Genomic DNA, 18,561 nt, shown 5'->3' on the forward strand with positions numbered 1-18,561 from the left:
TTTTTCTAAAACTAATCTTACGCATTCTAATTTAAATGCATAATCGTACTTGACTTTTCTTTCCATAAAAATACCCCCAAATAGTGTCTAACTTTTTGGGGGCAGTGCAATCATAGGCTCTTTTTTTATGTAAAACATGTGTTTTTATAGCATCATTCCGCCAGAAATCTCAATGCGTTGACCGTTAATCCAATTTGCGTCTTCCGTACATAAAAAGGCCACTACCCCTCCAATATCATCGGGCAAACCCACTCTTCCTAATGCAGTCATAGAAGATATAAACTGATTTAAATCTTTATTGTCTCTTACAACACCTCCACCAAAATCAGTCTCAATTGCCCCTGGTGCAACGGTGTTAACCCTTATTTTTCTAGCACCTAATTCTTTTGCTTGATAACGGGTTAAAACTTCAATACCGCCTTTCATTGTCGCATATGCTGCATATCCTGGTGTCGTAAATCGGGCCAATCCAGTTGAAATATTTACAATACCGCCACCATCTTGTAACATTGGAACTAATTTTTGAGATAGAAAGTATACGCCTTTCAAATGAATGTTGAAAAGTAAGTCAAATTGTTCTTCAGTGGTTTCTTCAAATGACGCATGAATTCCAATTCCTGCATTATTGATTAAGAAATCAATCTTTTCAGCTTGAAAGTTTTCTTTTAAAAGTTTTTCTAAATTATCTTTAAAAGCATCAAAAGTGTTGGTTTTGGAAGTGTCCAATGAAATACTGGCTGCTTTTTGACCCAATTGTTGCACTTCCTCTTCTACTTTTCCCGCTTCTACTGAATTACTATGATAGGTAAAAACAACATCAAATCCTTTTTTTGCTAAGCTGACAACCATGTTTTTCCCTAAACCACGGCTACCACCCGTTACTAATGCAATTTTGTTTTTGTTCATGATTATTTTGTATTTTTATTATAAGAACAAAGGTACTTATTGCAACCTCTAAGAAGTTACAACCAACAAGCAATAAATTGTAAATTTCAATCAATTTGAAGCAGATCGATACTTTAAAGGGGTAAGTGAGGTTTGTTTTTTAAAAAAATTGGAAAAATGAGACAGTTCCTCAAAGCCTAAACCAAAGGAAATGTCCGAAATATTCCAATCCGTTTGATGCAAGAGTATTTTGGCTTCTTTAAGAATACGATTATTAATGATATTTGTTGTAGTCTTACCCGTGCTTTCTTTCAGTACTTTATTCAAATGATTCACATGTATAGACAATCGATCCGCATATTCTTTGGCAGTTTTTAATTCTAACCGTTGTTGTGGAGCTTCAATTGGAAATTGTCGTTCTAATAATTCAATAAATAAGGACGTAATTCTACTGGTCGCATTCACTTCTGAATAGGTTGCATTCACGGGTTGTAATTTCTGGCCTTGATGAATCAATTCTAACACATACATGCGCAACAAGTCATATTTATAAGTATAATCAGAATTGATTTCCTTTTGCATTTTTTCAAAAATGTAGTAGAACTCTTTAACTTCTTCATCCGTAAGTTCAAAAATTGGATATCCATCGGGTTGAAAAATAGGTAGGGTGTTCAAAGCAAGCTGACTTTGGTTCTTTACCAAAAAATCTTCTGTAAAAACACAAAAATAACCTTCTTGATTTTCATCTATTGGATAATAATGATATGGAATTTTAGGTGTTGCAAACAATAAAGCATTGTTTTCTATGGTAAAGGTTCTATCTGCATATTCGGCCTTGTTTTTACCGCAAATCAAACTTATCTTATAATACGACCTTCTATTGTATGGCATAACAGCCTGTTCTTTGTATTTGGCCATCACTTTGGGAATCTCAAAAACATTAAAATGACCAATGTCTTCCTTAACATCATGGGGTAAGGCAACATTAATGTCGTTATAAAATGTTTCTATTGATATGGGTTGGTCCATAGCTCCTTTTTTGTAAAAATCAAATATACGAATAATAGTAATAAAAAATATTTTTTAAAAAGCAGTAGCAAAAAAATGCTACTTTCTTATAATATAATTTCCTATATTTGATAAGATAAGACTTATTGTTATGTACCAAAAAACAACCCTTTCCATAAAAACGCCTTGTAGTGAAAAGTTCGACAATTTTTTGCAAACAAAAAAAGGAGGCTTTTGTACTACTTGTCAGAAAGAAGTAATCGATTTTAGAAATTGGAACGATGAAGCTATTGCAAACTATTTCAAAAACACCACGCATAAGACTTGCGGTTTGTTTGCGGAAGACCAATTGAAAATCTATTCACACTCAAATTTTCAAAAAATACAGCATAAAAAGACTTCATTAAATGTTGGAATAGCTAGTTTTTCTTTATTGTCTTTATTAGCTGTAGGTACTGCAACTGCGCAAACCAAAGAAAACCCTGAAATCGTACAAACACCTAACCAGCAAAAAGAGAACCCACAAACAGAAGGAATAATTGTTACGGGTATCGTTTCGGATGAACTTGGACCTCTAGCAGGTGCAAATGTTGCTTTAAAAAATTCTAATATAGGTGTTACTACAAATTTTAATGGGGAATTTACTTTCCCCAAGCCTTTAAAAAAAGGAGATATACTTATAGTAACTTACGTTGGATTTGAATATCATGAAGTTGTTGTTTTAAAAGAAACAAATTCCATTTTTTTGAAAATGAATAATTTATGTGATACTATAACTATGATTGGAGAAGTAACAGTTGCTAAAGAATACCATTCAAAGCCTTCTTTTTTCCAAAGAATTCGCAATTGGTTTAGAAATGATTAAAAAAGGAGTGGTTTGGATTCTTTTATATTTACCCTGCATGCTTATTGCGCAGTTGTCTGATTTTAAAACTATCGATTTAACAAAAGCAGATAATATAGCAGAGCAGTATCAAGGAGCAAGTTTGGAGAGTTTACCTATTTTATCCTATAATTTAACAAACAGTTTAACAACTGATGTTGAAAAATTTAGAGCAATTTATACTTGGGTATGTAAGAACATCGAAAATGATTACTATGCTTTTGTTAAAAATAAAAATGGTCGTCAAAAATTAAGAAAAGATAGTATAAAACTTAGGAATTGGAATATTTCATTTAGTAAGAAAACTTTTGAGAAATTAAAAAAAGAAAAGAAAACTGTTTGTACGGGTTATGCTTATCTTATTCAAGAAATGGCTCAATTCGCAGGTTTAAAGTGTGAAATTATAAACGGTTACGGAAGGACTGCTGAATATAATATTAAAAAATTAACACAACCAAATCATTCGTGGAATGCAGTCTATTTAAATAATAAATGGTACTTATGTGATGCCACTTGGTCTGCTGGTTTTTACGATATAAATACCAATCGGTTTATTTCCAATTATAATGATACTTATTTTTTAACTGATCCTATTTTATTTTCTAAAAATCATTATCCTATTGATTCTAAATGGTTGCTAACTAATTCTAAAGGTGTAATTGAAAACTTTATAAACGGGCCAATTGTTTACAATAGTACGCATACTCATGGCGTAATTGCAATTCAACCTAAAACCTTACAAATTGAGTGTAAAAGAGGTGAAGAGATGACTTTTTATTTGCAAGACAGTAAACCCATTGAAATAAGTTATCTATCGGCCGAATTGGTTTCTGGTTCTTATAGAAAAGCGAATGAAATTACGGTAACTCGTTTAGATAACCAACTTCTAGAAATTAAAACTACATTTCAAACAAAAGGAACCTACGACTTGCATTTTAAATTAAATGAAACGTATTTAATTACCTACAAGATTACCATTAAAAAAGAATAAGTGTTTTGTAATTCCCTTGTTAGTAACACATATTAAAGTTGTATAAATACTATAATTATATTTTATCTATAGAAAGTTTAAGGTAAGGTTATAGTAACTTTATAGTTAATCTTATAGCTGTTTAAACTTATTCATAAATGCAATCTAAAAGGTTTTGTAATTTAAATAGCATAGCGAAAGTGTACTATTACAATTAAAATAAGTTATATTTGCGTTGTATATACACGGTTTTATGTCTGCACATCATCAAAATATTAGAATAGCAGTGGATGCTGTTGTTTTTGGTTATCAAAAATCAAAATTATATGTCTTGTTAATCCAACAAAAATTTGGTAGCCAAAATACCTATTGGGCTTTACCTGGCGGTTTGGTTCAGGAAGATGAAACGCTTATTGAAGCTGTTAAAAGAGAACTGAAAGAAGAAACAAATGTAGCAGTAAATTATTTGGAACAATTGTATACTTTTGGTGATGATATTACTCGAGACCCTAGAAATAGAGTCATTTCTGTAGCCTATTTTGCTCTAGTTGATTCTTCTAAACTTACTTTAATTGCTAATACAGATGCTGATCATGTGTCTTGGGTAGAAATTGATAAAATTCCCAATTTAGCATTTGATCACAATGAAATTGTTCAAATGGGACTACAACGCTTGAAGAATAAGTTAACGTACCAGCCTATAGGGTTCGACTTATTACCTCAAAAATTTCTTTTTTCACAATTGGAAAATTTATATATGACCATTATTGGTAAAGAAATTGACCGACGTAATTTTAGAAAGAAAATGTTAAGTTTTGGATTTATTACCGAAACCGAGGAATTTGCTAATAAAAAAACTGGGCGTCCAGCTAAATTATATACCTTCAATGTGAGTGAATACAAACGCCTTGAAAAAGAAGGAATTTACTTTGAAATTAAATTAGCGTAAAAAAAATACAAAATAAAGTTTGGTCAATAAAAAATTAAGTTTTAAATTTGTGTAAAATAAACGCAAATATTATGATACTTAATTTAGACCCTTGTTTTGCACCGCTTGGAACTCAAAATGCAATTGCTTTTCAAAGTTTTATTTTTTCAGGTGGGGAGCCACATATAAAGATTGCTGCGGATTTCGATATCTCAGAAACCGTTTCTATTACTCATAGACTGAATTCTTTTAATGACTTAGGTTTGTTTTGCTTGGCAATAGATGCCCTTCGAAGAATAGGTGTAAAAACTATCAAAGCAATAATTCCTTATTTTCCTGCAGCAAGACAAGATCGTGTCATGATACCTGGTGAACCTTTGTCTGTTAAAGTATATGCGGATATTATCAATGCATTACAGTTAGATGAAATCCAAGTTTTGGATCCACATTCAGAAGTTACTCCAGCCCTTTTAAATAACTGTGCCGTAATTCCAAATTACTATTTTGTTGAAGAAGTGATTCAAAAGATAGGAAACGAAGTCTTATTGATTTCTCCTGATGGTGGTGCTTTAAAGAAGATTTATAAAGTATCAGAATATTTAGGGGGTGTTGAGGTAGTGGAATGTAGTAAAAGCAGGGATGTAAAAACAGGAAAACTGTCAGGCTTTAAGGTCTATTCAGATGACCTAGAAGGGAAAGATTGTCTAATTGTTGATGACATTTGCGATGGAGGTGGCACTTTTATTGGTTTAGCAGAAGAACTAAAAAATAAAAATGCAGGTAATTTATACTTAGCAGTGAGTCACGGTATTTTTAACAAAGGATTTGAAAGTTTAAGTGTCTTTAAAAAGATATTTACCACCAATTCTTTCAAAGATATTGTTAACGATAAAGTAGAAGTATTACCATTAATTATAAAATGAAAACAATCTATAAATCACCAGAAAACATTGATAATAGAAACAAGACAAGAAAATCAATTTTCCTAGCAGGTTCTATTGAGATGGATAAAGCGATACATTGGCAACATAAATGTGAACAAGTTTTGTCAGAAAAATATATTATTTTCAACCCAAGAAGAGACTCGTGGAATAGGAGTTGGGAACAAACCATAGACAATCCTCAATTTAAAGAACAAGTTGTTTGGGAATTAAATGCACTTGAGCAAGCCGATAATATCATTATGTTTTTTGCAAATAATACCCAATCACCCATTTCATTATTAGAATTAGGATTGTTTGCACATTCTAATAAAATGAAAGTTGTAGTTGAAGACGGTTTTTGGAGAAAAGGAAATATAGATATTGTCTGTGAAAGATATCATATTCAAAAATATGATTCACTAGACATTTTGTTAGATGAATTAATTAAAGCGTAAAATGAAAAAAATAGCCATTTTAACAGGAGCAGGAATTAGTGCAGAAAGCGGTATTCAAACCTTTAGAGATGCTAACGGGTTATGGCACAACCATAAAGTCGAAGATGTAGCTTCACCTGAAGGATGGAGAAAGAATCGCGAATTGGTATTGGAATTTTATAACCTAAGAAGACAACAATTAAAACAAGTGGTACCTAATCAAGCGCACCATTTAGTAAAACAGCTAGAGGATCATTTTGAAGTACAGATCATCACACAAAATATAGATGATTTGCATGAGAGAGCAGGTTCAACCCATATTTTACATCTTCATGGCGAATTAAATAAAATGTGTTCGTCTCTCAATAGAAAAATAACCTATGATTGCTTTGATGATATCAAAATAGGAGACAAAGCAGAAGATGGTTCCCAATTACGACCTGATATTGTTTGGTTTGGTGAAGAAGTACCTTTGTACCCTGTGGCTATTGAAATGGTGAAACAAGCCGACATTTTTATGGTAATTGGGACGTCTTTACAAGTCTATCCAGCAGCTAACCTTTTAAACTTTATAAAAGACGATGCGCAACTGATCATTATCAACCCAGACCATGATGGAGGCAATTATGGAGGAAGAGCTATTTATATTAAAGAAAAAGCAACCATAGGAATGCAAAAAGTATTTGATGTATTAATAAAGGGAGGAGATTAAAAAAATAAACATATGAAATTTCTTGTAAGCAAAGGAGATATTACAACAATGAAAGTTGATGCAATCGTCAATGCTGCTAATACTTCTTTATTAGGTGGAAGCGGTGTAGATGGCGCCATTCATAAAGCAGGAGGAAACGCTATTTTAGAAGCATGTATGGTTATAAGAAACAAACAAGGCGGTTGTAAAGTAGGTGAAGCGGTTATTACTACTGCTGGAAATTTGCCTTCAAAATATGTCATACATACCGTTGGACCAGTTTGGAATGGCGATAAAGAAGAAAAAAAGCAGTTATTAGCTAGTTGTTATAACAATTGCTTACAATTAGCTGAAAAACACCAATTAAAATCAATCGCTTTTCCAAACATAAGTACAGGGATTTATGGTTTTCCAAAGAAAGAAGCCGCTCAAATAACCATAGACACAGTTCAAAAATTTTCTGCAAAGAACTTAGAAGAAATAACCTTTGTCTGTTTTGATGAAGAAAATTACAAGTTGTACAAACAACTTTTAAAATGAAAATAAAATTAAAAAAATATACAGAACAACTTTTAGAATGGCCCAAAGACGGCCATCATATCATGGCGCAATATGACCATGAAAAAATAATCGTTTACCAATCCTATCGAAAGGAAATAGGACATTTTGCAGCTGAAAATCAATTTTTTGGAGGTGCTTTTAGTTTGGATCGAATGACTTGGATTAAACCTATTTTCCTTTGGATGATGTATCGCAATGGTTGGGGAACCAAAGAAGGACAAGAAGTCGTTTTGGCTATACATTTAAAACTTGAAGCGTTTGAAAGGTATTTGAAAAACGCCGTTTATTCTTCTTTTAATCAAGTGGCAGGAATAACACAGGAAGCATGGAAAGATGCGATTAAAAGTTCAAATGTACGCTTACAATGGGATCCCGATCATGATCCTTATGGGGATAAATTAGACAGAAGAGCTATTCAAATTGGATTGCGAAACGAATACATTCGTACTTTTTCAAAAGAAGATGTGCTTTTAATAGAAGATATATCTCCATTTGTTGCAGAACAATATGAGTTCGTAAAAAGTAAAGATTTAGATAAATTGTTAATTCCTGAAGAAAAACCATTTTATTTCTCAGATGAAGAATTGAATAGAAAATTAAAGATTTCTAAATGAAATGACTAAACATGGAGTAAAAATGAATGAAAAAGAAACTAAAAATATAAGTAAATTTCTTAGTTTAATACTAAGACATGCTCCTGAAACCATCAAATTAAAATTAGATGAGAATGGCTGGGCTTCAGTTAATGAGTTGATTGAAAAATGCAACCAACATCATAAAAAATTAAACACTGAATTACTAGAATATGTAGTAATCAATAATGATAAAAAACGATTCGCTTTCAATGAAGACAAAACTAAAATAAGAGCGAGTCAAGGACATTCTATTGATGTAGCGTTAGAATTAAAAACTGTTGAACCTTTGCATTTTTTTATCATGGCACTGTAGATAAATTTGTGGAATCCATTAAAAAAGAAGGCTTGCAAAAAATGAGTCGACAACATGTGCATTTGAGTCAAAATAAGGAAACGGCTATCAAAGTAGTAAGTAGAAGAGGAAAACCTGTTATTTTAAGTATCAATGCACCTAAAATGCATGCAGATGGCTATTCTTTTTATGTGTCAGAAAACGGAGTTTGGTTAACAGACCAAGTACCTGTAGAATATATAGAATTTTAATATGTTACAAGTTAAATTAGTTTACAGAGAAGAAGCATTAGGCAACGCTTGGAAAGAAGATTTTAAAGATTGTCCAAATGTAGAAATCATAGGACAAGATATTTTAGAAGTTCCTTGCGATGCTATTTTTAGTCCGGCCAATTCTTTTGGTTTTATGGATGGTGGATTGGATTTACATATTTCTGAGAAATTAGGTTGGCATTTACAAGAAAAGTTACAAGCTCAAATTGCTCAATTAGATGAAAAGGAATTACTCATTGGAAAATCTATTACGCTTACTACAGGAAATGATACCATTCCATATTTAATTTCTGCACCTACAATGAGAGTACCTATGAGTTTTAATATTGCATCTTCTGTAAATGCTTATTTAGCTATGAAAGCGATTCTAATAGCTTGTAAAAACAATGAAGCTATTAAGACGGTAGCTATTCCTGGTTTGTGTACAGGGTGTGGTCGAATGCCTTTTATTATTGCATCCAATCAAATTTTTTTAGCTTACGATGAAATAATTAATGAAAATTATAAAGACTATCAAACATTTGGAGACACTCAAAAGTTTCAATACAGATTAAATGAAAAGGGATTAATTTGGGATTATTAAAATGCAAAAAAGGACTTTAGTTTTTGGAGACATTCATGGTGGTTTAAGAGCTTTGCAACAACTATTTGAAAGAGCTGAAATTACTACCAATGATACTTTAATTTTCTTAGGAGATTATGTTGATGGTTGGAGCGAATCTGCTGCGGTAATTCAATTTTTAATTGAGACAGCTGAAAAACAAGATTGTATTTTTATTAGAGGCAATCATGATGTATGGTGTGAAAATTATCTTAAAACGAATCGGATATCAGATGAATGGTTATTTAATGGTGGACAATCAACTTGGGAAAGTTATAAGAATAGAGAACAAGATTTTTTAAATCATATCAATTTCTTTGAAAGAATGAAAGATTATCATGTGGATGCACAAAACAGATTGTTTATTCATGCTGGTTTTTCTTCCATGCATGGACCAAGTCGAGAAGTGTATTCGTCTAATTATTCCTGGGACAGAAGTTTGTGGGAAACAGCAATTGCTTTAGATGATAGAATAGAAAAAGATAGTGTTTTTTATCCAAGAAGATTAAAATTGTTTGCTGAAATTTATATTGGTCACACGCCAACAATTAACTATGGTATACCAATACCCATGCATAAAGCTAACGTTTGGAATGTTGATACTGGAGCTGCTTTTATGGGGAAAATATCGTGCTTAGATATAGAAACTAAAGAATTTTGGCAAAGTGATGTAGTGCAAAACTTATATCCCAATGAAAGAGGGAGAAATAATTACAACGTGAAATTGAAGGAATAGACTTTTAAAATATATTTTTAAGAATAAAAGATAAGTAAATAAATAAAGAGATTTATATAAATTGATAATACTAAAATCATTATATATGATGATTTGAAGTAAGATTTACGAATGTATCTTTGAGTTAGATAACTGAAAATAATAATAAGAAAATAAAACTAAAAATATGAGTGACGATTTAAAACCAAGATTCGTTGATGCTTTACGAAGAAACAACGATCAAATAAGAGAAGATAGAGCAAACGCTATTGCAGAAGATTCAGAATTAATCTACAGAAGACGTATTGAAGATATCGAATTAAAAATAAAACGTTTGGAAAGAGAACAAGAAAGTAGTATCGACATCAGTCCGTTAGACAAAAACAGTTTAACTTTTGCCGATTTCAATCCAGAAACTTTTGTTCAAAAAGATATTGAATTGTCTTTGAACATCAGAAACCTAAAGATTCAATTTGAAATAGCAAAAACTAGATATGAATATTTATTTGGAAAAACATTGTAATCATGGGAGGAACAAAATATAATTTTAGTGCACGTCTTAGTAAAGCAACAGCAGAAGGATATGCTTCAAAAGCTGCCAATGAAATTTTTAAACAAAATCAATTAAGAAGAGCTCATGAGTCAATGAATCCTAACGGAGTAACCTTTAGAGAAGCAAGAGATTCTGAAGCAAACCCTAATTCATATCCTATCATTTTAGGATTAGACGTTACTGGAAGTATGGGACATATTCCACATGAATTAGTAAAAGAAGGGTTACCTAAATTAATGGGTGGTATTATTGATGGAGGTGTTCCAGATCCAGCACTTCTTTTTCTGGGTATTGGAGACCATGAATGTGATAGTTATCCATTGCAAGTAGGACAATTTGAATCTGGTGATGAAGAATTAGACATGTGGTTAACCAGAACTTATATCGAATCAGGTGGTGGAGGCAATGCTGGAGAGAGTTATCTATTAGCTTGGTATTTTGCTGCTTTTCATACACGAACAGATGCTTTTGAAAAAAGAGGTCAAAAAGGCTTGTTATTTACGATTGGAGACGAACCCAATTTAAAAACATTACCTGCTTCTGCCATCAAAGAAATCATGGGTAACGGAGAACAAACGTATAGCGATTTAGAATTATTAGAAGAAGCTAAAAAAAAATACGAAGTGTATCACATTAGTGTTTTACATTCTGGAAGAGCTCAAACAGCAGAAATTGGATGGAAAGAAGTATTAGGAGAAAATTGCATTTCTGTTGAAGATTATAAAACCATTCCAGATGTGATTAAAACCATTGTATGTGAAAGACACAAATCTGGATTTACTGGAGATTCAGGTGTTTCTGGAACAACAGGGTTCGATCATATTGATATGTTATAAATGAAGAATGCCAAAATTGTTATAGGTTTAGGATTTGGAGACGAGGGAAAAGGCATCACCACCGATTTCCTTTGTAGCCAAAACCCAGATGCTATAGGCATCCGCTTTTCTGGAGGCCAACAAGCGGCACACACTGTAATGCTTAATGGGAAAAAGCATGTGCATTCCAGTTTTGCTAGTGGAGCATTGCGTGGCTTACCTTCTTATTTTAGCGAACATTGCACAATTCATCCGTCACTTTTGTACAATGAATTTTTAGAATTAAAAGAAAAAGGAGGAAATACCAACTTATTCATTCATCCGTTAGCTAAAATAACCACGCCTTTTGATGTTTGGCAAAACAAAAATAATACAAAGAATTTAACACATGGTTCTTGTGGCAAAGGAATTGGAGCCACCATGAAGCGCAATGAAGGCGCCTACAAGTTATTTGCTATTGACTTAATTGGACCACAAAATTTCCTAATCGAAAAATTAAAAAATATAGCATCATATTACGGTGTTTCCAATGATAATCAGTTGGAAAACGAAGTTGCCTATTTCTTAGACTGTATTGCAAAAATAGATTGGAAAATTTCTAATTACGATATCTTGGAAAACTATAAAACCCTTATTTTTGAAGGAAGTCAGGGTATCTTATTGGATATGGATCATGGCGTGTTTCCCAACGTAACGTATGCGAATACAACCTCCAAAAATGCAGTAGAGATTTGTAAACAAGTACACATTGAAGATATAGAGTTGTTTTATGTAACAAGATCTTATATGACAAGACATGGAAGCGGTTGGATGCCAAATGAAGAAACGCTTGAACTAATAAATAATGAGGAAGAAACGTGTGTATTTAACGAATATCAAAAAGAACTGCGATTTGGAAAATTAGATGAAGAATTGTTACTTCATGCTTTACGAATAGATCAAATATATTCAAAAGCAACCCAAAAGAGTTTAGTAATTACTTGTTTGGATCAATACAAACACAACCTTAATATAAATAAATTAAGCGCTACATTTGATGCCATTTATGGTTCTTACGGACCAGAATCAAAGTTTTTTAAACAAATAAAATAAAAGTTATATGAACCCATTACTGTTAACAGACGGTTATAAAGTTGATCACCGAAGACAATATCCAAATGGAACAAGTTTAGTATATTCCAATTGGACACCTAGAAAATCTAGAATTGAAGGCGTAAATGAAGTGGTATTCTTTGGATTACAATATTTTATCAAAAAATACATCTTAGAAGATTTTCAAAATCATTTTTTTGGGAAACCAAAGGAAGAAGTGGTGCAAAAATATGCACGTCGCATCAATAATTATTTGGGTGAAAATCAAGTTGGAATTCAACATATTGAAGATTTACATGATTTAGGATACATTCCAATGGTATTCAAAGCCTTACCCGAAGGTGTTAGTGTACCCATTCGTACACCCATGTTTACCATGTATAATACCCAATCGGAATTCTTTTGGTTAACCAATTATTTTGAAACTTTACTTTCAGCTGTAGTTTGGTTGCCATGTAATTCGGCTACTATTGCGAAGCAATATCGCAAAATTTTAGATCACTATGCGCAAGATACTGCTTCCATTCCAGAATTTGTAGATTGGCAAGCACACGATTTCTCTATGCGTGGTATGGCTGGTATTGAAGCAGCGGTTCTTTCTGCAGCCGGACATTTATTGAGTTTTACAGGAACAGATACCATTCCTGCCATTGATTTTCTAGAAACCTATTACAATGCCAATTCCGATACTGCTTTAATTGGTGGTTCGGTTGCAGCTACAGAGCATTCGGTAATGTGTATGGGAACAACTGAAGGAGAATATGATACCTTCAAACGATTAATTTGTGAGGTGTATCCAAAAGGGATTGTGTCCATCGTTTCCGATACTTGGGATTTATGGAAAGTACTAACCGATTATTTACCACGATTGAAAGAAGAAATTATAACGAGAGATGGTAAAGTGGTGATTCGACCAGATAGTGGTGATCCCATTCATATTTTATGCGGTAACCCGAATGGAAAAACCGAACAAGAAAGAAAAGGTGTTGTAGAGTTACTTTGGGATACTTTTGGAGGAACAATTAATGCGAAAGGATATAAAGAACTAGTTCCACAAATTGGAGCGATTTATGGCGATAGCATTACGATGGACAGAGCGACGAGAATATGTGAAGAATTAAAGAAAAAAGGATTTGCATCTACGAATGTGGTTTTAGGAATTGGTTCGTTTACGTATCAATACAATACTAGAGATACGTTTGGTTTTGCCATGAAAGCAACTTATGGTGAAGTAAATGGAGAAGGAAGAGCCATTTTTAAAGATCCTATTACAGATGATGGTACCAAAAAATCGGCTAAAGGTTTAATGAAAATCGAACTTTTAGATGGAAAATACAACTTAAAAGATGAAGTTTCTTGGGAAGAAGAACAACAAGGTGAAATGCAAGAAGTGTTCCGAGATGGAAAATTATTGGTGGATCATGCTTTGGAAGATATTCGTAAGCGAGTGAGGTAATTTGGAAATAAAACAGTTCATTTTGACGAAAGAAAAATCCCACTAGGTAAAACTTAGTGGGATTTTAATTCAATATAAATATTGATTTAATTACCTCTATTGTTATAGTATTCAAAGCCGCCACTATATGTATATCTAAAATTTTCATTGTTAGATAGTGTTACATCTATTGCTAATGTGTAATTTGGACTAGTTCCAGAAACTGTAACCGTTCCATCTGTAGCAGTTAAATAGCTATCTTCTAGGTCATTGAAATCGTTATCATTATTTCCATCTATTTGAATACCTAACTGATTAAAAAAGTTTGAAGATGGTTGCGGATTTAACATATCTCCATTTTGTACATAAGTATATACTCCATTTGAAAAAGAAGAATTATATGAAAACATTTGAACATTTAATAAAATGGATGCGTTGGTAGCTTCAAAACCAAAATAAGACATTGGTTCAGCCAAAATAGTTAAATTTCCATTTGTCATTAAAAAATCAAATTCAGCATGTGATTCACTTGAAAACCTGTAATTATCTACAGCAGTTGCTTTAGAAATTTCATATGATTTACCATTGACAGCTAAACGGGTAGAGGATTGATTTGAATCGTCATTGTCATCTTTACTACATGAAAGAAGTAAAATAGATAAAGTAAAAACAAGTAATTTATTCATAAATTTTGGGCTATAAATTAAAAAAAACAAATATAAGGTTATTTAATTTTTTTTGAATATTTAACTTTAAAAGTTTTTATTCATTTTTCCATTCGAAAGATTTTTAAAATAAAGTAATTTGTTTTTTTAGATCTTAATCAGTATTTGAAGTAGCATGCTTTTTTAGGAAATTAAAAAAAAGATTGTTTTTTAAACATCTTCTTTATCCATAAATCTTAAAACTTCTTCCCTACTTCTTATAAAACAAATTATGCTCCACATATTCCCAAACTGTACTAGGTAACATCGGGACAACATTTTTGTTGTTTTTAATGCTATTTCGAATAAAAGTCGAAGATAATTCAATAACGGGTGCTCCAACTCTATGAATCTTAGGATGATTGGCAAACTGTTCGTCCATGTCACCCGCGTTTAATCTAGGATACACATAAATGTCGTGATTTTCTAGAATTACCTCATAGTTTTTCCATTTGTGTAACGAGTTTAAGTTGTCTTCGCCCATAATTAAAGAAAATTCGTACTTCGGATATTTTTCTTGTAAATGTGCCAAAGTATGAACGGTATAATTAGGCTGAGGAAGTTTAAACTCAATGTCAGAAGGTTGAATATTGGTGTAATTTTCTGTAGCCAAATGTACCATGTGCAACCGATGATAATCATCTAATAAAGTACTCTTCTTTTTATGAGGATTATGAGGGGTAACCACCATCCAAACTTGATCCAAATCGGAATGTTCCGCCATATGATTGGCAATGATTAAATGACCAATATGAATAGGATTAAATGTTCCGAAATATAAACCGATTTTCATGATTTTAGTGCTCAGTGGTTAGTTGTTAGTCCTTAGTTTTTAATGTTTTGTGCTAAATTACTTTTTTTAATTTTTTAGCTTTTTTGAAAAAGAATGTATCATTTTACTTTCTTCTTCAATCAAAAGCATAATTTCATTAAAAATTTTTTCATCTAAATTGAATTCTAATTCTTTTGCAAGAATAAGTTGTGTTTCTAATTCGTTTAAGGAACCTCTAGAAATATTCAAAAAATGATGGAATGATTTGTCTGTTTGACGTCCAAAACCTTCAGCAATATTAGAAGGAATAGATACACTAGCCCTTTTAATCTGACTGGTCAGAGCATAAATCTCTTCTTTAGGGAAATTCTGAGTTAGTTTATATACTAGAACAACAATTCTAATACCTTTTTGCCAAATAAGTAATTCTCTATAAGACTTAATCCCACTCATAAAATAGTTTATCTAAATACTAACTACTAGAAATTCACTTTTTACTAAGTACTGAGGACTAACCACTAAGTACTATTTTCCAATAAATTCCTTCACCAATTGATACGCTTCTTCTTTCGCAGTATCTAAATCGTAATTTTTAATAATTTTATCAAATTGTGGAGCCGTGGCTAATTCCACCGAAGCTTTAGCAATACGCATATTAATTTTATCTTCACTTTCGGTAGAACGTAATTTTAATCTGCGTTTCAATTCATCTACACTAGGAGGTTTTACAAAAACGGCTAAGGTTTCTTCTGGGAATTTGTGTTTAATACGCAAACCGCCCACCACATCAATATCAAAAATAACATGTTTTCCTAATGCCCAAATGCGTTCCACTTCTTTTTTTAATGTACCGTAAAAATTATTGGTATACACTTCTTCCCATTCAATAAAATCTTCGTTTTTAATGTGTTGTTTGAATTCTTCCCATGAGATAAAGTAGTAATCTTTTCCATTTACTTCTTCTCCTCTAGGATCTCTCGTAGCACAAGAGATAGAAAATTCTAAATTCAAATCAGGTTGTTCTAATAAGTGTCTTACAATGGTGGTTTTTCCTGATCCAGATGGTGCTGAAAACACAAATAATTTTCCTTTTGTCATTCTTTTAAGCTTTAAGCTTTAAGCCAAAGGCACTAAGCTTGTCGTTGTGTTGTAGTTTATTTTTATGTTTTTTATAAAACATTCAATACTTGTTCTTTAATTTTCTCCAATTCGTCTTTCATCATTACGACTAATTTCTGCATTTCTGCATGATTTGACTTGGAACCCATTGTATTAATTTCTCTTCCCATTTCTTGCGTAATAAAACCTAATTTTCTACCATTGGCTTCTTTTCCATTTAAGGTTTGTAAGAAATAATCCAGATGATTTGTCAAACGCACTTTTTCTTCCGTAATATCTAATTTTTCAAGATAATAAATTAATTCTTGTTCAAATCGATTTTCGTCAACCGTAACTTTTAATTCTTCAATTGCGGTTTGTAAGCGTTCTTTAATATTTTTAACACGTTCTGGATCTAGCAACAAGGCTTGTTCCATATACAAACGAATATTGGCAATACGTAATTGAAATTCTTTTTCCAACGATTTCCCTTCGTCTTTTCTGAAGGTTTGAATGTTTTCTAAGGCTTCATTTACAACTAATACAATTTCAGACCATTCATTTTCATCAATTTCATCACGTTCTGTTTTAAGAGCATCAGGCATTCTAACCGCCATTTTCATTAATTCTGTAGCATCAGCTTCCGGTAAAATGGCTTTCATTTGATTGATGTAGGATTTGATTACTGGAGTGTTCACTTTTGCAGTTGTTTCTTCTCCCGTAACTTCGATATATAACGAAAAATCTACTTTTCCACGCTCTAATTTTTGTGAAATATCATTGCGTAAACTTAACTCCATTTCTCTATAGACAGAAGGCATGCGCATATTTAAATCCAATCCTTTACTATTTAGAGATTTAATTTCAACATTTATTTTTTTATTTGGCAATTGCTTAGTGGCTTTACCAAAACCAGTCATGGATAGTATCATATCATATTTTAAAAAGAAGTCAAAGATAAGAAATAGTGAGAAGTGATACGTAAAAAGTAACTAGATATTTCGAAATAAGACGATTTGCAAATTATTCTTTAGGAATGGCTTTTTTTTGGGTAACCAAATAAACACCTATAAAAATAAGCAACGCAGAAATTAATTTTACATTATTTAATTCGTCTTTTTGTAAACTTATAGCAATTATGGTGGCAAATAAAGGTTGTAAATAAATAAAAACGGAAAGGGTAGTAGGTTTCAATTCTTTCATAGCCATTAAATTGATTAAATAGGCAAAAAAAGTGGTAAATAAAACGACAAAACCTATGTTGTAATAAATGTTAGTAGGAATGTTTTCCCATTGAATGGCTTTAAATTCTTCAAAAGCAAAAGGCAATGTGAACACCAACCCAAATGTATAAATCCATTTTATAAAGGTAAAAGCATGGTACTTTGAAATTAATTTTTTAACAATAATCAGATATACGGCATAAGACGAAGCATTTACAAAAACTAAAAAATTACCTAAACCGGCATTCGTACTATCACCAATGTCTTTTCCATATAAAATTAAAATGGAGGTTCCAGTTAAACCAATTAAAATGCCAAGGACTTTTTTAAATTCAATTTTTTCGCGAAGCAAAATGGCCGATAATATTAAAACGACTATAGGTGCTGTAACCATAATAACGGAAGCACTAATGGGTGAAGTGTAACTCAGTCCTTTAAAAAATGACAATTGATTGATGACAACACCAAATAAAGATGCTGCAATAATTCGAGGAAAGTCTTGAAGCGCAATTTTTTCCTTAGGACCAAAAAAAGTAAGCGACCAAAATAAAATAGACGCGCCGATAACCCGAATCAAAATAAAAGCATACGGTTGTACATAAGTAGGCATCACATCTTTTGCAATGGTAAAATTAGCTCCATAAATCAAAGCTACAAAAGTGGCACCTAAAAGCGCTAAAGATCTTTTACTCATTAGCTTAAGGTATCTATGGCAGCTTGTACCGATTTGGGACTATTACCCACAAATATTTTATCCTCCACTATAATTACAGGGCGATTTAAAAAGGTATAATGCTCTAAGATGTAGCGTTTGAAATCATTTTCTTGTAAAACTTCTTCTTTTAATCCCATTTCTTTATAGAGTTTTGCTCTTTTGCTGAATAAAACTTCATAACTATTGGTCAAAGCGTACATCTCTTCTAATTGTTTTACACTAATAGGCTCTTCTTTTATGTCTTGAAAAACAAAGGTGTCTGTATTGGGCAATGATTTAATAATACGTTTACAAGTATCGCAAGTTTTTAGAAAGTAAATTTTTCGCATGAATTCTTTTTTACAAAAGTATAGATT

General features: G+C 31.9%; 23 protein-coding genes and 1 pseudogene. 15 read left to right on the forward strand and 9 right to left on the reverse strand.

Annotated features, from left to right (window positions below):
• Positions 1-144: 144 nt before the first annotated feature.
• Positions 145-906 carry an SDR family NAD(P)-dependent oxidoreductase gene (locus FHG05_RS10920; protein WP_140998064.1) on the reverse strand — a complete coding sequence of 254 codons (762 nt, stop codon included), beginning with the start codon at positions 904-906 and terminating at the stop codon, positions 145-147.
• A 90-nt stretch (positions 907-996) separates the two neighbouring features.
• Positions 997-1,914 (reverse strand): helix-turn-helix domain-containing protein, encoded by a 918-nt coding sequence (locus tag FHG05_RS10925; RefSeq protein WP_140998065.1) that lies wholly within the window; start codon positions 1,912-1,914, stop codon positions 997-999.
• 130 nt (positions 1,915-2,044) lie between these two features.
• Between FHG05_RS10925 and FHG05_RS10930 the strand changes: the two genes are divergently transcribed.
• From FHG05_RS10930 to FHG05_RS11000, 15 genes and pseudogenes are all read left to right on the forward strand, one after another.
• Complete coding sequence (locus tag FHG05_RS10930; protein ID WP_140998066.1) at positions 2,045-2,758, forward strand: carboxypeptidase-like regulatory domain-containing protein; 714 nt, start codon at positions 2,045-2,047, stop codon at positions 2,756-2,758.
• Positions 2,751-3,767 (forward strand): transglutaminase domain-containing protein, encoded by a 1,017-nt coding sequence (locus FHG05_RS10935; RefSeq protein ID WP_140998067.1) that lies wholly within the window; start codon positions 2,751-2,753, stop codon positions 3,765-3,767. The genes FHG05_RS10930 and FHG05_RS10935 overlap by 8 nt, the downstream gene beginning before the upstream one ends.
• A 232-nt stretch (positions 3,768-3,999) precedes the next feature.
• Positions 4,000-4,695, forward strand: coding sequence for an NUDIX hydrolase (locus FHG05_RS10940; RefSeq protein ID WP_140998068.1), 696 nt, complete (start codon positions 4,000-4,002; stop codon positions 4,693-4,695).
• 71 nt (positions 4,696-4,766) lie between these two features.
• Complete coding sequence (gene prs, locus FHG05_RS10945) at positions 4,767-5,597, forward strand: ribose-phosphate diphosphokinase (RefSeq protein ID WP_140998069.1); 831 nt, start codon at positions 4,767-4,769, stop codon at positions 5,595-5,597.
• A complete protein-coding gene (locus FHG05_RS10950; RefSeq protein WP_140998070.1) occupies positions 5,594-6,052 on the forward strand; it encodes a nucleoside 2-deoxyribosyltransferase domain-containing protein in 459 nt (152 codons plus the stop codon). The genes prs and FHG05_RS10950 overlap by 4 nt, the downstream gene beginning before the upstream one ends.
• A gap of 1 nt (position 6,053) precedes the next feature.
• A complete protein-coding gene (locus FHG05_RS10955) occupies positions 6,054-6,743 on the forward strand; it encodes an SIR2 family NAD-dependent protein deacylase (RefSeq protein ID WP_140998071.1) in 690 nt (229 codons plus the stop codon).
• 12 nt (positions 6,744-6,755) lie between these two features.
• Positions 6,756-7,262 carry an O-acetyl-ADP-ribose deacetylase gene (locus FHG05_RS10960; RefSeq protein ID WP_140998072.1) on the forward strand — a complete coding sequence of 169 codons (507 nt, stop codon included), beginning with the start codon at positions 6,756-6,758 and terminating at the stop codon, positions 7,260-7,262.
• The gene (locus tag FHG05_RS10965) at positions 7,259-7,897 is read left to right on the forward strand and encodes a DUF4291 domain-containing protein (RefSeq protein ID WP_140998073.1); all 639 of its coding nucleotides are present in this window, start codon (positions 7,259-7,261) and stop codon (positions 7,895-7,897) included. The genes FHG05_RS10960 and FHG05_RS10965 overlap by 4 nt, the downstream gene beginning before the upstream one ends.
• Positions 7,898-7,919: 22 nt before the next feature.
• Positions 7,920-8,461, forward strand: a pseudogene (locus FHG05_RS10970) (RNA 2'-phosphotransferase).
• Between the two features lies 1 nt (position 8,462).
• On the forward strand, positions 8,463-9,065 hold the full coding sequence (locus FHG05_RS10975; RefSeq protein ID WP_140998074.1) for a macro domain-containing protein: 603 nt from the start codon (positions 8,463-8,465) through the stop codon (positions 9,063-9,065).
• A gap of 1 nt (position 9,066) precedes the next feature.
• A complete protein-coding gene (locus FHG05_RS10980; RefSeq protein WP_140998075.1) occupies positions 9,067-9,819 on the forward strand; it encodes a metallophosphoesterase family protein in 753 nt (250 codons plus the stop codon).
• Between the two features lie 166 nt (positions 9,820-9,985).
• Complete coding sequence (locus FHG05_RS10985; RefSeq protein WP_140998076.1) at positions 9,986-10,321, forward strand: hypothetical protein; 336 nt, start codon at positions 9,986-9,988, stop codon at positions 10,319-10,321.
• Between the two features lie 2 nt (positions 10,322-10,323).
• Complete coding sequence (locus tag FHG05_RS10990; protein WP_140998077.1) at positions 10,324-11,187, forward strand: hypothetical protein; 864 nt, start codon at positions 10,324-10,326, stop codon at positions 11,185-11,187.
• Positions 11,188-12,258, forward strand: coding sequence for an adenylosuccinate synthetase (locus tag FHG05_RS10995; protein WP_140998078.1), 1,071 nt, complete (start codon positions 11,188-11,190; stop codon positions 12,256-12,258).
• 7 nt (positions 12,259-12,265) lie between these two features.
• Positions 12,266-13,714: a nicotinate phosphoribosyltransferase gene (locus tag FHG05_RS11000; RefSeq protein ID WP_140998079.1), complete on the forward strand. Its 1,449-nt coding sequence runs from the start codon at positions 12,266-12,268 to the stop codon at positions 13,712-13,714.
• A gap of 86 nt (positions 13,715-13,800) precedes the next feature.
• Here the strand turns inward: FHG05_RS11000 and FHG05_RS11005 are convergent, their stop codons facing one another.
• From FHG05_RS11005 to FHG05_RS11035, 7 genes are all read right to left on the reverse strand, one after another.
• Positions 13,801-14,379, reverse strand: coding sequence for a hypothetical protein (locus tag FHG05_RS11005; RefSeq protein WP_140998080.1), 579 nt, complete (start codon positions 14,377-14,379; stop codon positions 13,801-13,803).
• Between the two features lie 229 nt (positions 14,380-14,608).
• The gene (gene nadD / locus FHG05_RS11010; protein WP_140998081.1) at positions 14,609-15,190 is read right to left on the reverse strand and encodes a nicotinate (nicotinamide) nucleotide adenylyltransferase; all 582 of its coding nucleotides are present in this window, start codon (positions 15,188-15,190) and stop codon (positions 14,609-14,611) included.
• 66 nt (positions 15,191-15,256) lie between these two features.
• Positions 15,257-15,622, reverse strand: a complete 366-nt coding sequence (locus FHG05_RS11015) for a four helix bundle protein (RefSeq protein WP_140998082.1) — start codon at positions 15,620-15,622, stop codon at positions 15,257-15,259.
• Positions 15,623-15,694: 72 nt separating this feature from the next.
• Positions 15,695-16,267 carry a guanylate kinase gene (gene gmk / locus FHG05_RS11020; protein ID WP_140998083.1) on the reverse strand — a complete coding sequence of 191 codons (573 nt, stop codon included), beginning with the start codon at positions 16,265-16,267 and terminating at the stop codon, positions 15,695-15,697.
• 71 nt (positions 16,268-16,338) lie between these two features.
• Positions 16,339-17,199, reverse strand: coding sequence for a YicC/YloC family endoribonuclease (locus FHG05_RS11025; RefSeq protein WP_140998084.1), 861 nt, complete (start codon positions 17,197-17,199; stop codon positions 16,339-16,341).
• Positions 17,200-17,290: 91 nt separating this feature from the next.
• On the reverse strand, positions 17,291-18,184 hold the full coding sequence (locus tag FHG05_RS11030) for a DMT family transporter (protein WP_140998085.1): 894 nt from the start codon (positions 18,182-18,184) through the stop codon (positions 17,291-17,293).
• Positions 18,184-18,534: an arsenate reductase family protein gene (locus FHG05_RS11035; protein ID WP_140998086.1), complete on the reverse strand. Its 351-nt coding sequence runs from the start codon at positions 18,532-18,534 to the stop codon at positions 18,184-18,186. Before FHG05_RS11035 ends, FHG05_RS11030 begins: the two co-directional genes overlap by 1 nt.
• Between the last annotated feature and the right edge of the window lie 27 nt (positions 18,535-18,561).

The sequence above is a fragment of the Flavobacterium profundi genome (assembly GCF_006491645.1).
In the GTDB taxonomy this organism is placed as follows: Bacteria; Bacteroidota; Bacteroidia; order Flavobacteriales; family Flavobacteriaceae; genus Flavobacterium; species Flavobacterium profundi.

Coding starts and splice junctions, on each gene's coding strand:
- FHG05_RS10990 (WP_140998077.1), top strand. CDS start 10,324: ATGGGAGGAACAAAATATAATTTTAGTGCACGTCTTAGTAAAGCAACA.
- FHG05_RS11015 (WP_140998082.1), bottom strand. CDS start 15,622: ATGAGTGGGATTAAGTCTTATAGAGAATTACTTATTTGGCAAAAAGGT.
- FHG05_RS10920 (WP_140998064.1), bottom strand. CDS start 906: ATGAACAAAAACAAAATTGCATTAGTAACGGGTGGTAGCCGTGGTTTA.
- FHG05_RS10930 (WP_140998066.1), top strand. CDS start 2,045: ATGTACCAAAAAACAACCCTTTCCATAAAAACGCCTTGTAGTGAAAAG.
- FHG05_RS10995 (WP_140998078.1), top strand. CDS start 11,188: ATGAAGAATGCCAAAATTGTTATAGGTTTAGGATTTGGAGACGAGGGA.
- FHG05_RS10980 (WP_140998075.1), top strand. CDS start 9,067: ATGCAAAAAAGGACTTTAGTTTTTGGAGACATTCATGGTGGTTTAAGA.
- FHG05_RS11030 (WP_140998085.1), bottom strand. CDS start 18,184: ATGAGTAAAAGATCTTTAGCGCTTTTAGGTGCCACTTTTGTAGCTTTG.
- FHG05_RS10925 (WP_140998065.1), bottom strand. CDS start 1,914: ATGGACCAACCCATATCAATAGAAACATTTTATAACGACATTAATGTT.
- FHG05_RS10935 (WP_140998067.1), top strand. CDS start 2,751: ATGATTAAAAAAGGAGTGGTTTGGATTCTTTTATATTTACCCTGCATG.
- nadD (WP_140998081.1), bottom strand. CDS start 15,190: ATGAAAATCGGTTTATATTTCGGAACATTTAATCCTATTCATATTGGT.
- FHG05_RS10940 (WP_140998068.1), top strand. CDS start 4,000: ATGTCTGCACATCATCAAAATATTAGAATAGCAGTGGATGCTGTTGTT.
- FHG05_RS10975 (WP_140998074.1), top strand. CDS start 8,463: ATGTTACAAGTTAAATTAGTTTACAGAGAAGAAGCATTAGGCAACGCT.
- gmk (WP_140998083.1), bottom strand. CDS start 16,267: ATGACAAAAGGAAAATTATTTGTGTTTTCAGCACCATCTGGATCAGGA.
- FHG05_RS10955 (WP_140998071.1), top strand. CDS start 6,054: ATGAAAAAAATAGCCATTTTAACAGGAGCAGGAATTAGTGCAGAAAGC.
- FHG05_RS11035 (WP_140998086.1), bottom strand. CDS start 18,534: ATGCGAAAAATTTACTTTCTAAAAACTTGCGATACTTGTAAACGTATT.
- FHG05_RS10950 (WP_140998070.1), top strand. CDS start 5,594: ATGAAAACAATCTATAAATCACCAGAAAACATTGATAATAGAAACAAG.
- FHG05_RS11005 (WP_140998080.1), bottom strand. CDS start 14,379: ATGAATAAATTACTTGTTTTTACTTTATCTATTTTACTTCTTTCATGT.
- FHG05_RS10960 (WP_140998072.1), top strand. CDS start 6,756: ATGAAATTTCTTGTAAGCAAAGGAGATATTACAACAATGAAAGTTGAT.
- FHG05_RS10985 (WP_140998076.1), top strand. CDS start 9,986: ATGAGTGACGATTTAAAACCAAGATTCGTTGATGCTTTACGAAGAAAC.
- FHG05_RS11000 (WP_140998079.1), top strand. CDS start 12,266: ATGAACCCATTACTGTTAACAGACGGTTATAAAGTTGATCACCGAAGA.
- FHG05_RS10965 (WP_140998073.1), top strand. CDS start 7,259: ATGAAAATAAAATTAAAAAAATATACAGAACAACTTTTAGAATGGCCC.
- prs (WP_140998069.1), top strand. CDS start 4,767: ATGATACTTAATTTAGACCCTTGTTTTGCACCGCTTGGAACTCAAAAT.
- FHG05_RS11025 (WP_140998084.1), bottom strand. CDS start 17,199: ATGATACTATCCATGACTGGTTTTGGTAAAGCCACTAAGCAATTGCCA.